General features: G+C 71.9%; 12 protein-coding genes and 1 pseudogene. 7 read left to right on the top strand and 6 right to left on the bottom strand.

From position 1 onward, the window contains the following. Positions 1-181 precede the first annotated feature (181 nt). The 5 genes and pseudogenes from IEY86_RS05295 to IEY86_RS05315 form a co-directional block, all read left to right on the top strand. Positions 182-946 carry an IclR family transcriptional regulator gene (locus IEY86_RS05295; RefSeq protein WP_189130317.1) on the top strand — a complete coding sequence of 255 codons (765 nt, stop codon included), beginning with the start codon at positions 182-184 and terminating at the stop codon, positions 944-946. Positions 947-1,155: 209 nt separating this feature from the next. Then, positions 1,156-1,947, top strand: coding sequence for an MIP/aquaporin family protein (locus tag IEY86_RS05300; protein ID WP_189130318.1), 792 nt, complete (start codon positions 1,156-1,158; stop codon positions 1,945-1,947). 51 nt (positions 1,948-1,998) lie between these two features. Next, positions 1,999-3,555, top strand: coding sequence for a glycerol kinase GlpK (glpK, locus tag IEY86_RS05305; RefSeq protein WP_189130319.1), 1,557 nt, complete (start codon positions 1,999-2,001; stop codon positions 3,553-3,555). A gap of 2 nt (positions 3,556-3,557) precedes the next feature. Beyond that, entirely contained in the window at positions 3,558-5,159 is a 1,602-nt protein-coding gene (locus IEY86_RS05310) for a glycerol-3-phosphate dehydrogenase/oxidase (RefSeq protein WP_189130320.1), read from the top strand. 403 nt (positions 5,160-5,562) lie between these two features. Further along, positions 5,563-6,463, top strand: a pseudogene (locus IEY86_RS05315) (PAC2 family protein); the annotation flags it as partial. Positions 6,464-7,102: 639 nt separating this feature from the next. On the opposite strand, the gene mshC reads toward IEY86_RS05315, so the two are convergent. The 4 genes from mshC to IEY86_RS05335 form a co-directional block, all read right to left on the bottom strand. Then, entirely contained in the window at positions 7,103-8,332 is a 1,230-nt protein-coding gene (gene mshC, locus IEY86_RS05320) for a cysteine--1-D-myo-inosityl 2-amino-2-deoxy-alpha-D-glucopyranoside ligase (protein WP_189130321.1), read from the bottom strand. Between the two features lie 142 nt (positions 8,333-8,474). Next, positions 8,475-9,305, bottom strand: a complete 831-nt coding sequence (locus IEY86_RS05325) for an SCO1664 family protein (RefSeq protein WP_189130322.1) — start codon at positions 9,303-9,305, stop codon at positions 8,475-8,477. Next, positions 9,263-9,859 carry a DUF3090 domain-containing protein gene (locus IEY86_RS05330; protein WP_189130323.1) on the bottom strand — a complete coding sequence of 199 codons (597 nt, stop codon included), beginning with the start codon at positions 9,857-9,859 and terminating at the stop codon, positions 9,263-9,265. The genes IEY86_RS05325 and IEY86_RS05330 overlap by 43 nt, the downstream gene beginning before the upstream one ends. Positions 9,860-10,037: 178 nt before the next feature. After that, the gene (locus tag IEY86_RS05335) at positions 10,038-10,745 is read right to left on the bottom strand and encodes a histidine phosphatase family protein (RefSeq protein WP_189130324.1); all 708 of its coding nucleotides are present in this window, start codon (positions 10,743-10,745) and stop codon (positions 10,038-10,040) included. Between the two features lie 91 nt (positions 10,746-10,836). Between IEY86_RS05335 and corA the strand changes: the two genes are divergently transcribed. Next, the gene (gene corA, locus IEY86_RS05340) at positions 10,837-11,823 is read left to right on the top strand and encodes a magnesium/cobalt transporter CorA (protein ID WP_189130325.1); all 987 of its coding nucleotides are present in this window, start codon (positions 10,837-10,839) and stop codon (positions 11,821-11,823) included. Positions 11,824-11,927: 104 nt separating this feature from the next. Here corA and IEY86_RS05345 read toward each other — a convergent pair whose 3' ends face one another. Further along, positions 11,928-12,713 carry a ferritin-like domain-containing protein gene (locus IEY86_RS05345; protein ID WP_189130326.1) on the bottom strand — a complete coding sequence of 262 codons (786 nt, stop codon included), beginning with the start codon at positions 12,711-12,713 and terminating at the stop codon, positions 11,928-11,930. A 386-nt stretch (positions 12,714-13,099) separates the two neighbouring features. Between IEY86_RS05345 and IEY86_RS05350 the strand changes: the two genes are divergently transcribed. Then, complete coding sequence (locus IEY86_RS05350) at positions 13,100-13,705, top strand: hypothetical protein (protein ID WP_189130366.1); 606 nt, start codon at positions 13,100-13,102, stop codon at positions 13,703-13,705. A 124-nt stretch (positions 13,706-13,829) separates the two neighbouring features. Here the strand turns inward: IEY86_RS05350 and IEY86_RS05355 are convergent, their stop codons facing one another. Beyond that, positions 13,830-14,879: an LLM class F420-dependent oxidoreductase gene (locus IEY86_RS05355; protein ID WP_189130327.1), complete on the bottom strand. Its 1,050-nt coding sequence runs from the start codon at positions 14,877-14,879 to the stop codon at positions 13,830-13,832. Positions 14,880-14,887 lie beyond the last annotated feature (8 nt).

Below are 14,887 nucleotides of genomic sequence, written 5' to 3' on the forward strand. Positions count from 1 at the left end.
CGTAGCCGGACAGGCTCGAGCGGCCGGGGAGCGTTCCGCGTGGCGGACACCTCCGTACGAGCGGGGTGCAGGGGAGGTGCGTCGGAGGGCGGGTTCTTGACACACTCTTCCGTACGACAACAGGGTCGGCATCGCCCAATGCTGTTCAGCATTGCCGACCAACTTCAACGGAGGTAGCCCCATGCCCGGACCCATCCAGTCCCTGACGCGGGCGGCAGCGGTGCTGCGCCTGCTCGCCGGTGGCGAGCGGCGGCTGGGACTGTCCGAGGTGGCCGCCTCGCTGGGTCTGGCCAAGGGCACCGCGCACGGGATCCTGCGCACGCTCCAGCAGGAGGGCTTCGTCGAGCAGGACACCGTGTCCGGCAAGTACCAGCTGGGCGCGGAGCTGCTGCGCCTGGGCAACAGCTATCTGGATGTGCACGAGCTGAGGGCCCGCGCCCTGGTGTGGGCGGACGACCTGGCCCGGGCCAGCGGGGAGAGCGTCTACATCGGCGTCCTGCACCACAAGGGCGTGCTGATCGTGCACCACGTCTTCCGGCCCGACGACAGCCGCCAGGTGCTGGAGGTGGGGGCCATGCATCCCTTGCACAGCACGGCCCTGGGCAAGGTGCTGTCCGCCTTCGACCCGGTGGCGCACAACGAGGCGATGGACGTCGAGCGCACCGCCTTCACCCACCGCACGGTCGTGGAGGCGGACGCCTTCGAGAAGGTCCTCGAGGACACCCGCTCGCGCGGCTGGGCGAGCGACATGGAGGAGACGTGGGAGGGGCTGGCGTCGGTGGCCGCGCCCATCCACGACCGGCGCCGGATGCCGGTGGGGGCGGTGGGCCTGACCGGCGCGGTCGAGCGGGTCTGCGAGGAGGGCGAGGTGCGCTCCCGCCTGGTGGCGAGCGTGCGCGACGCCGCCCGTTCCATCTCCCGGGACCTGGGCTCCAGCCCGTTCTGACCGCTGTCCCAAGTCGTTACACGACGGACCCTTGACGTTAACGAGCCAACGGCAGAAAACTGTCGCCCGGCGGTCGGCATTGTCGAACGGCTAACGACAAAGTCCTACAATGTTTGCCGCTGCCCAATCCTCCCCGCCTGGGCAGGGAACGTGGCGCCCGGGCCCGGCACCGCGTTCCTCCTGGACAGAGCACATGAAGGAGTCGCGCGGTGTCCAGCGACAAGATTTTCATAGGTGAAGTGATCGGCACAGCCATCCTCATCCTGCTCGGCGGCGGCGTGGTCGCCGCCGTCGTTCTCAAGAAGTCGAAGGCCCAAGGCGCGGGCTGGCTGGCGATCACCTTCGGCTGGGGCTTCGCGGTCCTGGCGGGCGCCTACACTGCGGCCCACCTGTCGGGCGCCCACCTCAACCCCGCGGTCACCGTCGGCATCGCCGTCCAGTCCGGTGACTGGGACAAGGTTCCGGTCTACCTCGCCGGCCAGCTCGTCGGCGCGATGCTCGGCGCGGCCCTGGTGTGGCTGACGTACCTCGGCCAGTTCCAGGCGCACCTGACCGACCCCGAGGTGCTCGCCGGCCACGGAGCCGACCCCGCCGGTCCCACGACCAAGGACGAGCCCGCCGAGCTGCCCGGCGGCCCCGTGCTGGGTGTCTTCTCCACCGGTCCCGAGATCCGGAACGCCGCGCAGAACCTCATCACCGAGATCATCGGCACCACCGTTCTCGTCCTGGTCATCCTCGCCGAGGGCCTCACCAAGGGCCTGGCCCTGTCGGGCACCGGCATCCTGATCACCTCCCTGCTCGTCGTCGGCATCGGTCTGTCCCTCGGCGGTCCGACCGGCTACGCGATCAACCCCGCCCGCGACCTCGGGCCCCGAATCGTCCACGCCCTGCTGCCGCTGCCCAACAAGGGCCGCTCGGACTGGGGTTACGCCTGGATCCCCGTGGTGGGCCCGCTCATCGGCGGCGCCCTCGCGGGAGGCATCTACAACTGGGCCTTCTAGAACGCCCGCACCTCCCGCCGACCACCAGCACAGGACCTCAGGAGCTTCCACGTGACCGACGTCAACACCACCGACGCGAACACCACCGACGCCCACAGCAGCGGCCCCTTCATCGCCGCGATCGACCAGGGCACCACCTCCAGCCGCTGCATCGTCTTCGACCGCGACGGCCGCATCGTCTCCGTCGACCAGCAGGAGCACGCGCAGATCTTCCCCAAGCCGGGCTGGGTCGAGCACGACGCGAGCGAGATCTGGACCCGTGTCCAGTCCGTCGTGGACGGTGCGATCAGCAAGGCGAACATAACCGCCGACGACATCAAGGCCATCGGCATCACCAACCAGCGCGAGACCACCGTCCTGTGGGACAAGGCCACCGGTGAGCCCGTGCACAACGCCATCGTCTGGCAGGACACCCGCACCGACGCCCTGTGCCGGGAGTTCGGGCGCAACGTCGGCCAGGACCGCTTCCGCCGCGAGACCGGCCTTCCGCTGGCGAGCTACTTCGCCGGACCGAAGATCCGCTGGCTGCTGGACAACGTCGAGGGCCTGCGTGAGCGCGCCGAGCGCGGCGAGATCCTCTTCGGCACCATGGACTCCTGGGTCATCTGGAACCTCACCGGCGGTCCCGACGGGGGTGTGCACGTCACCGACGTCACCAACGCCTCCCGCACGCTGCTGATGAACCTGCACACCCTGGACTGGGACGACAAGATCCTCGCGTCCCTGGACATCCCCAAGCAGCTGCTGCCGCAGATCCGGTCCTCGGCCGAGGTCTACGGGACCGCCGCCTGCACCCTGGCCGCCGGAGTACCGGTCGCCTCCGCGCTCGGCGACCAGCAGGCGGCCCTTTTCGGCCAAACCTGTTTCTCCGAGGGCGAGGCCAAGTCCACCTACGGCACCGGTACGTTCATCCTCCTCAACACCGGCGGACAGATCGTCAACTCCTACAGCGGCCTGATCACCACGGTCGGCTACCGGATCGGCGACCAGGCCCCCGTCTACGCCCTCGAGGGCTCGATCGCCGTCACCGGCTCGCTCGTGCAGTGGATGCGCGACCAGATGGGCCTGATCAAGAGCGCCGCCGAGATCGAGACACTGGCCAGCTCCGTCGAGGACAACGGAGGCGCGTACTTCGTGCCGGCGTTCTCCGGCCTGTTCGCCCCCTACTGGCGCTCCGACGCCCGCGGCGTCATCGCGGGCCTGACCCGCTACGTCACCAAGGGGCACCTGGCCCGCGCCGTGCTCGAGGCCACCGCCTGGCAGACCCGCGAGGTCGTGGACGCCATGCAGAAGGACTCCGGTGTGGAACTGGCGGCGGTGAAGGTCGACGGCGGCATGACCTCCAACAACCTGCTGATGCAGACGGTGGCGGACTTCGTCGACGCCCCGGTGGTGCGGCCGATGGTCGCCGAGACCACCTGCCTGGGCGCCGCCTACGCGGCGGGCCTGGCCGTCGGCTTCTGGCCGGACACCGAGGCGCTGCGCGCCAACTGGCGCCGGGCCGCCGAATGGACCCCCGATATGGACGCGGCCGCGCGCGACCGCGAGTACAAGAACTGGCTCAAGGCCGTCGAGCGGACCATGGGCTGGTTGGACGAGGAGAACTAGAGATGAACACCCTGCAGAGCGTGCCGAGCCTCGGCACCCACCAGGCAGGCACGCGCAACGCGGGCCGCGCCGAGACCCGTGCGCTGCTGGAGAACGCCACCTACGACCTGCTGGTCGTCGGCGGCGGCATCCTCGGCACGTCGGTGGCCTGGCACGCCGCGCAGTCCGGCCTTCGGGTGGCGATGGTGGACGCCGGCGACTTCGCCGGCGCCACCTCCTCCGCCTCCTCCAAGCTCGTCCACGGCGGTCTGCGCTACCTGCAGACCGGCGCGGTCAAGCTGGTGGCGGAGAACCACCACGAGAGGCGTGTCCTCGCCAAGGACGTCGCCCCTCACCTGGTGAACCCCCTCACCTTCTATCTGCCGGTCTACAAGGGCGGGCCGCACGGTGCGGCGAAGCTGGGAGCGGGCGTGTTCGCCTACTCCGCGCTCTCCGCGTTCGGCGACGGCGTGGGCCGGGTCATCAGCCCGGCCAAGGCCGTGCGGGACGTGCCCGCCCTGCGCACGCAGGACCTCAAGGCGGTCGCGGTCTACGGCGACCACCAGATGAACGACAGCCGGATGGCCGTGATGACCGTGCGCGCGGCCGTGGACGCCGGGGCCGTCGTGCTCAACCACGCCGAGGTCACCGGGCTGCGGTTCACCCGCGGCCGGGTGACCGGCGCGGAGCTGCGCGACCGCCTCGACGGCGCCGAGTTCGGAGTCGACGCCCGCCTGGTGCTCAACGCCACGGGCCCGTGGGTGGACCACCTGCGGCGCATGGAGGACAGCGCGGCCGCTCCCAGCATCCGCCTGTCCAAGGGCGCGCACATCGTGCTCAAGCGCAAGGCGCCGTGGAAGGCGGCGCTGGCCACCCCGATCGACAAGTACCGCATCACCTTCGCCCTGCCGTGGGAGGACCAGCTCCTGCTGGGCACCACCGACGAGCAGTACGAGGGGGATCCGGCGGACGTGCGGGTCACCGAGGCGGACATCGCCCAGATCCTGGACGAGGCGGCGTTCTCGGTGCAGGACGCGCACCTGTCGCGCGACCTGATCACCTACGCGTTCGCGGGGCTGCGGGTGCTGCCCGGCGGTCCCGGCGGCACGGCCTCGGCCAAGCGCGAGACCGTCGTCACCGAGGGCAGCGCCGGAATGCTGTCGGTCGCGGGCGGCAAGTGGACCACCTACCGGCACATCGGCCGCACCGTCATGGACAAGCTGGCCAAGCTGCCGGGCGGCCCGCTCGCCGACGACATGGAGCCGCAGTCGCGGCTGCCGCGCCGAGTGCCCCTGCCCGGTGTCGCCAACCCGAACGCCGTCGCCCACCGGCTGCTCGTCGACCGCGAGCCCGGCGCCCGCCTCGACCCGCTGACCGCCCGTCACCTGGCCACGCACTACGGCGCGCTGTCCTTCGAGATCGCCCGCCTGGCCAACGAGGACCCCTCGCTCGGCGAGCGGATCCACCAGGACGGTCCGGAGATCTGGGCGCAGGTGGTGTACGCGCGTGACCACGAGTGGGCGGCCACGGTGGACGACGTGCTGCGCCGCCGCACCACGCTCACGGTGCGCGGACTCGACACCGAGCAGGTGCGCTCGCGCGTCGAGGAGGTACTGAAGGGCTGAGAGGACGTCAGGGCCGGTGCCCCGCAGCGAGGCTGCGGGGCACCGGCCCTGATCATTTTCCGGCCCGATCGGTTAGGGTCGCGGCAGTTGGGGCCGGGGTGCGCGCCACCCGGCCCGGACGGGGTAGGGATGACGCCGACCACGAGCATTTCGGGGGCGCCCTGTCCGTGGGCTTCCCCGCGAACGAAGGGGACTGGATTTCCCCGCGACGGAAGGGGACTGGGATGCGTGTCGGAGCGGCTGGGGCCGGGCCGGGCGTCACGGAGAGCACCCGCTCGCTGACCCTGCGGATCCTGGCGGCCCGAGGACTGCGGCAGCGGGTCCCGTACGCCGTAGGCTTTGCGGGTACGGCCGAGTGCGGGTCCGTCCGCGCCCGGAACGGCAGCAACGAAGGAGGCGGTGGGTGATCGAGCTCGAGGGCGTGCCCGAGCTGATCGACCCGGTCATGGTGGCCGCGTTCGAGGGCTGGAACGATGCCGGGGATGCCGCCTCCACCGCGGTGGAGCACCTGGACCGGGAGTGGAAGGGCGAGGTCTTCGCGGCGCTCGACGCCGAGGACTACTACGACTTCCAGGTCAACCGGCCCAATGTGTGGCTGGACGGCGGGGTACGCCGGATCACCTGGCCCACCACGCGCCTTTCGGTGGTGCGGGTCACCGAGCCGAAGCCCCGCGACCTGGTCCTGGTGCGGGGGATCGAGCCGAGTATGCGCTGGCGCTCGTTCTGCAACGAGATCCTCGGCTTCGCCCATGAGTTGGGCGTCGAGATGGTGGTCGTCCTGGGAGCGCTCCTCGGCGACACGCCGCACACCCGGCCGGTGCCCGTGAGCGGCACCACCTCGGACCCGGAGCTGGCCCGTACGCTCAATCTGGAGGAGAGCCGCTACGAGGGCCCCACCGGCATCGTGGGCATCCTCCAGGAGGCGTGCACACACGCCGGGGTGCCCGCGGTCAGCCTGTGGGCGGCGGTCCCCCACTACGTCTCGCAGCCGCCGAACCCCAAGGCGACGCTGGCCCTGCTCAACCGGCTCGAGGACCTGCTCGATCTGCGCATGCCGCTGGGCGACCTGCCCGAGGACGCCCGGGCGTGGCAGCTGGGCGTGGACCAGCTCGCGGCCGAGGACAGCGAGGTCGCCGAGTATGTGCAGTCCCTGGAGGACGCCAGGGACACCGCGGAGCTGCCGGAGGCCTCCGGCGAGGCGATCGCCCGCGAGTTCGAGAAGTACCTGCGGCGCCGGGACGGCCATGGCCCTCATGCCCGGGAGGGCGGGGAGCAGGGCGATCCCGGTTACTTCCGGCGCGGGACACAGGGGCAGCTCGGCGGCCCTCCCGCACGGGAGGGTGAGACGGGAGCCGACGCCGACGCGGGCTCGGAGACCGGCACGGGCGGCGGCACTGACTCGGGCTCTGACTCGGACTCGGACTCCGGCTCCGGCACTGACTCGGGCTCTGACTCGGACTCGGACTCCGGCTCCGGCACTGACTCGGGCTCCGACTCGGACTCGGACTCCGGCTCCGGCACTGACTCGAGCTCCGACTCGGACTCCGGCTCCGGCACTGACTCGGGCGGCGGCACCGACTCGGACTCCGGCTCGGGCTCCGGCACCGACTCGGACTCCGGCGGGCGCGAGGCCAAGGGGACCGATACTCCGGGCGCCGGGTCCGCCGACGCGGACTCCCGGGGTGCCCGGTCCCGAGGCGCCCACTCCACGGCCGCGGATTCCACAACGCCGGAGTCCACAACATCGGAGTCCACGGCCCCGGATTCCACGGACGCCGAGTCCGAGAGCGCCGACGCCGGGAACGATTCCGGCCGCGACGCGGACGACGAGTAGGTGGACGAGCAGGCGACCGTGCTCGCCGCGCGCGGCTTGAACGCCAGCGGCCCCCGGCACCGCGCCGGGGGGCCGCGGGCGTCGGATCGGCCGACGCGTCAGCCGGACGTCACAGCGCCACACCCAGCAGGGCGTCGACGGTCCGCGAGACCAGGCCGGGCGCGGAGATGTCCGAGCCGCCCGACTCCTGCTGGCGGGCGGCCCACGTGTCGACGGCCGCGAGGGCGGCCGGGGCGTCGAGGTCGTTCGCCAGTGCCTCGCGCACCTCCCGCAGCACCTCCTCCGCCGCCGGGCCGTCCGGCCGGGACACCGCGGCGCGCCAGGCGGTGAGTCGCTCCACGGCCTCGTTCAGCACCTCGTCGGTCCACTCCCAGTCGGCGCGGTAATGCCGCGAGAGCAGCGCCAGCCGGATCGCCGCCGGGTCGACACCGTCGTTGCGCAGCGCGGAGACGAAGACCAGGTTGCCCTTGGACTTGGACATCTTCGCGCCGTCGAGCGCCACCATCCCGGCGTGCACGTACGCCTGGGCGTAGGGGTGCTGCCCGGTGAGCACCTGGGCGTGCGAGGCGCCCATCTCGTGGTGCGGGAACGCCAGGTCGGAGCCGCCGCCCTGGACGTCGAAGCCCATGCCGAGGTGGTCCAGGGCGATGGCCACGCACTCGATGTGCCAGCCGGGCCGCCCGGGGCCGAGCTTGCCGCCGTCCCAGCTGGGCTCGCCCGGTCGCGCGGCCATCCACAGCATCGGATCGAGGGGGTTCTTCTTGCCGGGCCGGTCGGGGTCGCCGCCCCGCTCGGCGTACAGCAGCCGCATCGCCTCCGCGTCGAGCCGGGACACCTCGCCGAAGTGCGGGTCGCACTCGACGGAGAAGTAGACGTCGCCGTCGAGTTCGTAGGCGGCACCGGCCTCCAGCAGCCGCTCGACGAGCGGAACGATGCCGGGGATCGCCTCGACCGCGCCGATGTAGTGGTCGGGCGGCAGCAGCCGCAGCGCGGTCATGTCCTCGCGGAAGAGCGCGGTCTCGCGCTCGGCGAGCGCCACCCAGTCCTCGCCGGTCTCCTCCGCCCGCTTCAGCAGGGGGTCGTCGACGTCGGTGACGTTCTGGACGTACTCGACGTCGTGCCCGGCGTCGCGCCAGACCCGCTGGACGAGATCGAAGGCCGTGTAGGTGGCGGCGTGCCCCATGTGCGTCGCGTCGTAGGGGGTGATGCCGCAGACGTAGAGGCGGGCGACCGGTCCGGGCCGCAGCCCCACGGCAGCGCCGGTCGCGGTGTCGTGAAGTCGCAGCGGGAGACCCTTGCCGGGCAGGGCGGGTACCTCAGAGGCGGGCCAGGCATACATGCCTTGAGAGTAGCCTCAACGGCGTTCATCATACGAACCGGAGCAGGTCAGATGGCCAAATTGGCGGTCTTGCGCCACCACCCGGAACATGCAGTCGAACCCGTCCGGTCACACTCGGTCGAGAACGCGCGATGGCGGCGGTTCAGATGGGCGGCCAGGGAACGGCGGGCCAGTTGCGGCTCGGCTCGGGGTGGCGGCCGGAGGAGAGCAGGGCGTTGACACGCGCTCTGAGGGCCTCGAGCTCGGCCTCGGTGATCAGCTCGCCCAGGCGTTCGCCGAGCCCGGCGCCGAGCTGGCCCCGCAGCTTCTCCAGCACCGCCGACACCTCCTCGGGCAGCGGCTCGCCCGCCCAGCCCCACAGCAGGGTGCGAAGCTTGTCCTCGGCGTTGAAGGTGACGCCGTGGTCGATGGCGTAGAGATGCCCGCCCTCGACGGGCAGCAGGTGCCCGCCCTTGCGGTCGGCGTTGTTGATCACCGCGTCGAGCACGGCGAGGCGGCGCAGCCCGATGTCGTCGGCGTGCACCAGCAGGGCGGTACGGCCGCCTCCGATCTCGGCGGGGCCGACGGCCCGCCAGCCGGGCTCGGCCTCCTCGCCCTCCTGGAGCGCCAGCAGCTGCGCCCGCGGGTCCGGCTCGATCCAGAGCTGGACCATGCCCTCCCCGTACGGGCCGTCGCGCAGGACGGTCGGCGGGACGAGTCCCCAGCCCGTGGCCTCCGAGACCAGGTAGGCGGCGACCTCGCGCTGGGCGAGCGTGCCGTCGGGGAAGTCCCACAGGGGCCGCTCCCCCGCGACCGGCTTGTAGACACACATGGCACGCTTGCCGGAGTACTCGACGGAGCACTGGAGGACGGCGTTGGAGGCGTCGCCGATCCGCCCGCGCACGGTCAGTTCCCCGAGCGCCAGCAGCTCGGTGGCCTCCACCTGCTCGTTCAGGAGGACGCCCCTCTCAGGTACCCGTTCTGACGCGGGCATACATGTCCTTCCGGATCGAGCGGCAGGCTGCAGAACGGGCACGGCGGGCGGCCGGCGGCCACCACGTCGAGGGCGCGCTTGGCGAACCCCCGGGCCATGGCACCGGTGAGCCTGACCCTCAGCAGCGGAGGCCCGTTCTCGTCGTCCTGGAGCAGCCGCTCCTCGGCCGCCTCCAGGTCCTCCTCCTCGTTGACCTCGACCTCGACCAGCGCCTGCGCCTCGACGACCACCCGCTCGCTCTCGCCGTCCCAGGCCAGGGCCATGGTGCCGACGCGGAACTCCTCCTCGACGGGGATGTCCAGCGGGGCGGTGTCGGCCAACTCCGCGGGGGCGACGGCGGGCACCGGGGCGCTGCCGCCGGTACGGCGCACCACCTCGTCCAGGAGTTCGTCGACGCGTTCGGCCAGCGCCGCCACCTGGGCCTTCTCCAGGGCGACGGTGGTGGTTCTGCCCGCTGCCGTGGCCTGGAGGTAGAAGGCGCGCTCGCCGGGCTGCCCGACGGTACCGGCGACGAACCGGTCCGGCGGGTCGTAGAGGAACACCTGACGGGGCACGTCCTGCTCCGAATACTCGACGGCGGGGCACTTGGGGTCCGGCACTTGGGGGTCCGGCGCTGGGTTGGCGGCCGGTGCGGCTCGGGTCCCGCGGGGGCGACCCCCGGATCCGGCCACGGTAGATCCAACCCTACTGAGGGCCGGTGGCTCCTGCGAAAGCGGGCGTCCCGGCGTACGGTCAGGGAGCTCCGGCGCCGCCGCCCACGGCCGCGTCACCGTCCTCCGGTCCGCTCTCCGCCCCCGGCACCTTCGGTACGAGACCGGCCAGATCGCCGGTGTCCCCCAGCCTCAGCAGGAACGGCCGCGCCGAGGTGTAGCGGATCGCGGTGACCGAGCACGGGTCGACGGCGATGCGTTGGAAGAGGTCCAGATGCAGGCCGAGGGCGTCGGCCACGACCGACTTGATGATGTCGCCGTGCGAGCACACGACGAACAGGGCGTCGGCGCCGTGCTCCCGCTCGATCCGGGCGTTCCACTCCCGCACGGCCGCGACGGCCCGTTGCTGCATGGCACGCAGCGACTCGCCGTCCGGCCCGGGGAAGACGGCCTCGGAGGGGTACTGCTGGACCGTGCGCCACAGCGGCTCGTCGGCGAGTTCACTGAGCTTGCGGCCGGCCCAGTCTCCGTACCGGCACTCCCCGACCCGCTCGTCGGAGTGCAGCTCGATCTCGGGGCGGACGTCGAGCAGCGGGCGGACGGTCTCCCGGCAGCGCTGCAGCGGGCTGGAGACGACCGCGGACAGGGGCAGTGCGGCGACCCGGGCGGCGAGCGCTGCGGCCTGCTCGCGGCCCCTGTCGTCGAGGGCGACGCCGGGGGTCCACCCGGCGAGGACTCCGGAGGCGTTGGCGGTCGAGCGGCCATGGCGTACGAGGAGCACGGTGGGCATGGGACCCACTGTAGGCAGGATGGAGCGGGGCCGGTCGAGCGGGCGGACATCGTGGCGTTAGGTCGGCGCCATGCGGGGCAGGATGCTGTGAGTGATCGTGGACTGCGCCATCTACCGCGACGGGCACCGTGTCGAGGGGTCCGCCGAGCTGCCGGATGCCCTGGAGCGGGCTCGCGAGACCAAGGACGAGTTCCTGTGGATCGGGCTGCACGAGCCGACGGAGCAGGAGTTCGACCGGGTGGCCGGGCAGTTCGGCCTGCACCCGCTCGCCGTCGAGGACGCGCTGAAAGCCCACCAGCGCCCCAAGCTGGAGGTCTACGACGACTCGCTGTTCCTCGTCCTCAAGCCCGTGCTGTACGACGAGCCGAGCACGACGGTCTCCACGGGCGAGGTGATGATCTTCGTGGGCCACAGCTTCGCCGTGACGGTCCGCCACGGTGAGGCGAACCCGCTCGCGGAGGTCCGCAAACGCCTGGAACAGAACCCCGACCTGCTCAAGAACGGTCCCGTCGCGGTGATGTACGCGATAAGCGACGCCGTGGTCGACAAGTACACCTATGTGGCGAACGAGCTCCAGGTCGACCTCGAGGAGCTGGAGGCGGACGTCTTCGCCCCGAGGGCCGCGGGCGACTCGGGTGGGATCGCTGAGCGCATCTACTCGTTCAAGCGGCAGGTGCTCGAGTTCCGGCGGGCGACGGCGCCGCTGGTGGATCCCGTGCAGCGCCTGGCGAGCGGCGGGGTGCCGTTCGTGGTGCCGCAGACCCGGCCGTTCTTCCGGGACGTCGCCGACCACCTCGTACGGGCCAACGACTACGTGGACGGGCTCGACCGCCTGCTCTCCGACATCCTCGGGGCCAACCTGGCGCAGATGGGTGTGCAGCAGAACGACGACATGCGCAAGATCTCCGCGTGGGCGGCGATGGCGGCCGTGCCGACGCTCATCGCGGGCATCTACGGCATGAACTTCGACCACATGCCGGAGCTGCGCCGGGTCTGGGGCTACCCCGCGGCCCTGACCGTGATGGCGGTGTTCTGTTCCGCGCTGTACCGCTTCTTCAAGCGGCGCGGCTGGCTGTAGGCGTCCGGGGCCGCGTCCGCCGGCGCGTTCCGCCGGCCGGGGCGCGCCCGTCGAACGGCCGGAGCCCGCCCGCCGACCGGGCGCGTCCGCCGGTCAGGACCGCGTCACACGACCTCGGCGCTCGCCGGCCTCGGCGGCCCGCCGAGCGCGTTGCGCCGTTCGGGCATCCTCAGGGAGACCATGCGCCGCCACCCCCCGAGCCGCTCGAACAGGTAGAGGCCGTGGATGCCGAGGGCCAGTACCGCGTTCTTCGGGCCGGGCCACCCGAGGACCTCGCCCATGTGCCGCATCACGGCGAGGCTGACGTCCCGGTAGACCCGGATCTCGGTGAGGGCGCTGTCCCTCAGCACGGACCGGATGGTCTGCCCATGGCCCCTGCGCGCCAGACGCAGCAACTCCTCGTGGCAGAAGGCGAGATGGTTGTCCTCGTCGTCGGAGATCATCCGCACCGCCCGGCCCACTTCCGGGTCGTCACCGAAGTACTTGCGGAGCATCCGCATCTGCTCCGACGCGCGCTGCTCGGTGACCCGGCTGTGCGCGAGGTAGACGATCACGTCCCGCTCGGACAGCGGTTCGTCGCGGCGGAGCTTGTCATGGGTGAGGCCGATGCCCTCGCGTTCGAGCAGCATCGTGTAGTCGGTGTCGTCGGGGACGTCGCGCTGTTCGAGTCCGCGCTTGTGCAGCAGGGCCTTGAAGATGCGGCCGTGCTTTTCCTCGTCGGCTCCGTGGCGGGCGACCTTCGGCGCGAGCTCCTGGTCCTCGATGAGCCTTGCGATCCGGCCGTTCTCCCATCCGCCCTGGTACTCGCCCTTCGCGGCGATGCTGCAGAACAGGTGGTACGAGTCGTCGTTGTGGAGGATCTCCTCGAAGAGACTGCGGGCGGAAAGCATCGCGATCACCTCTCGCGGGTGCCGAACGGTCTTTACGGTCCGAACGTCATGGAAGAAGTCAAATACCCCCGGCCGTCCGCGGCAACAGGTGCGCCCGCCCGTTCGCCCAACCGTGGGCCGTAACCGGGGGGGCGGCGGCGCGTTGTGCTCGGTGACGGCCGTGGCGGGGAAGACCCCCGAGCCCCCACCACGGCCGTGGAAGCCATTCCGCGGGGCGCACTCCCCCGCCGGGCCCCGCGCCGATCGCCCACCGTGGGGGCTCTGACGTCCCATCGGCCCCCTGCCGCGCCAACCGCTCGACCCGGCTGTCCGAAACGCTGGGTAAGGTGCGGAGAAGTCGGAGAAGTACGCAGGACGCCGGGGACGGGGACGCGAAACGGGTGGACATGTTCAGCAGGGCGACGAAGGGCCGTCCGACGGCGCGGCCGCTGGGCCCCGCGGGCTCCGACTGGTCGTCGTACGAGCGGTTCGAGGACGCCGCGCACGCCTACTTCCTGCACGCGGACGTCGCCGTGGAGGCGGTCCGGGGAGTGCTGGGGCGTCGCAGGGTCCGCGGCTTCACGCTGGAGCGCGTGGTGGACCTGACGGAGGCGGGCGCCTCGGTCTGGCAGGAGGCGGCGGTCTGCGACGGACGCCGGCTGGTCCTGTGGCACAGCGAGGAGGTGGCCGACGCCGATGCCCCCGGCGGCACGGTCCTGGACTCCTCCGTGCAGGTGCTGCCGCTGGACGCGATCGTGCACGTGGGGATGCGCACGCTCGTAGGCCGGGACACGGACGGGCGGCGCGTCGACCGCGGGGTCTATCTGGTGGTGGCGACCTCCACGCCGCACGAGATGACCGCCTCGCAGGCGGAGGGCGAGCAGCCGACGGCCACCGCACGCTTCCGGCCCGAGGCGTTCCGGTTCAGCAAGTCGCTGGACGACGGGGGCGCCGGGCAGATGGCGCGGCTGACTGAGTTCGGCCGGCTGCTCGGGCGGCTGGTGCCCCGGTAGCCGGTGCCCGGGCCTCGGCGCGAGGGCGGCCGGTGCACCGGCCTTCGGGGCACGGGCGGCCGGTGCCCGGTGGCCCGGGGCACGCCCCCGCGGGGCCCGGCCGCCCTCTCGGCGCCCGCGGCGGCTACTCGGCCAGTCCGGCCCGCTCCAGGGCCTTCGCGCCCGTACGCAGCGCCGCGATGCGGTCCTCCAGGGTGATTCCGCCGGGGGCGAGGGTGAGCGTGGTGACCCCGGCGTCGGCGTACGCCTGCATCCGGTCGGCGATGCGCTCCATCGGCCCGACGAGGGCGGTGCTGTCGATGAGCTCGTGCGGGACGGCGGCGGCGGCACCCGCGTAGTCCCTGGCCAGGTAGAGGTCCTGGATCTGCCCGGCCTCCTTCTCGTAGCCCATGCGGGAGGCGAGCCGGTTGTAGAAGTTCTGCTCACGGCTGCCCATACCGCCGACGTACAGGGCGGTGTAGGGGCGGAAGTGGTCGGCGGCGGCCTTGGGATCGTCGTCGACGGCGATCGGCACGGTCGGGACCAGATCGAAGCCCTCGAGGGTCTTGCCGGCCTTGGCGCGCCCGGCCTTCAGCGGCTCGAGGGAGACCTCGGCGTGCTCGGGCGCGAAGAACACGCCGAGCCAGCCGTCGGCGATCTCACCGGTGAGCTCGAGGTTCTTGGGGCCTATGGCGGCGATGTACAGCGGGATGTACTCGCGGGCCGGGTGCACGGTGAGCTTGAGCGGCTTGCCGGGGCCACCGGGCAGGGGCAGCGTCCAGTTCGCGCCCTCGTGGACGAGGCGCTCGCGGGACATCGCCTTGCGGATGATCTCGACGTACTCGCGCGTGCGGGCGAGCGGCTTGTCGAACTTGACGCCGTACCAGCCCTCGGAGACCTGGGGGCCGGAGACGCCCAGGCCCAGGCGGAACCGGCCGCCGGAGAGGGTGTCCAACGTGGCCGCGGTCATCGCGGTCATCGTGGGAGTGCGGGCCGGGATCTGGAAGATGGCCGAGCCGATGTCGATGCGCTCGGTCTGCGCGGCGACCCAGGACAGGACCGTGGCGGCGTCGGAGCCGTAGGCCTCGGCGGCCCAGCACACCGAGTAGCCGAGCCGGTCCGCCTCGCGCGCGACGGCGAGGTTGTCCGCGTCCACACCGGCGCCCCAGTAGCCGAGATTGATACCGAGCCGCATATGGTTCC

Origin of the sequence: Wenjunlia tyrosinilytica (assembly GCF_014646055.1) — a bacterium.
GTDB classification, from domain to species: Bacteria; Actinomycetota; Actinomycetes; order Streptomycetales; family Streptomycetaceae; genus Wenjunlia; species Wenjunlia tyrosinilytica.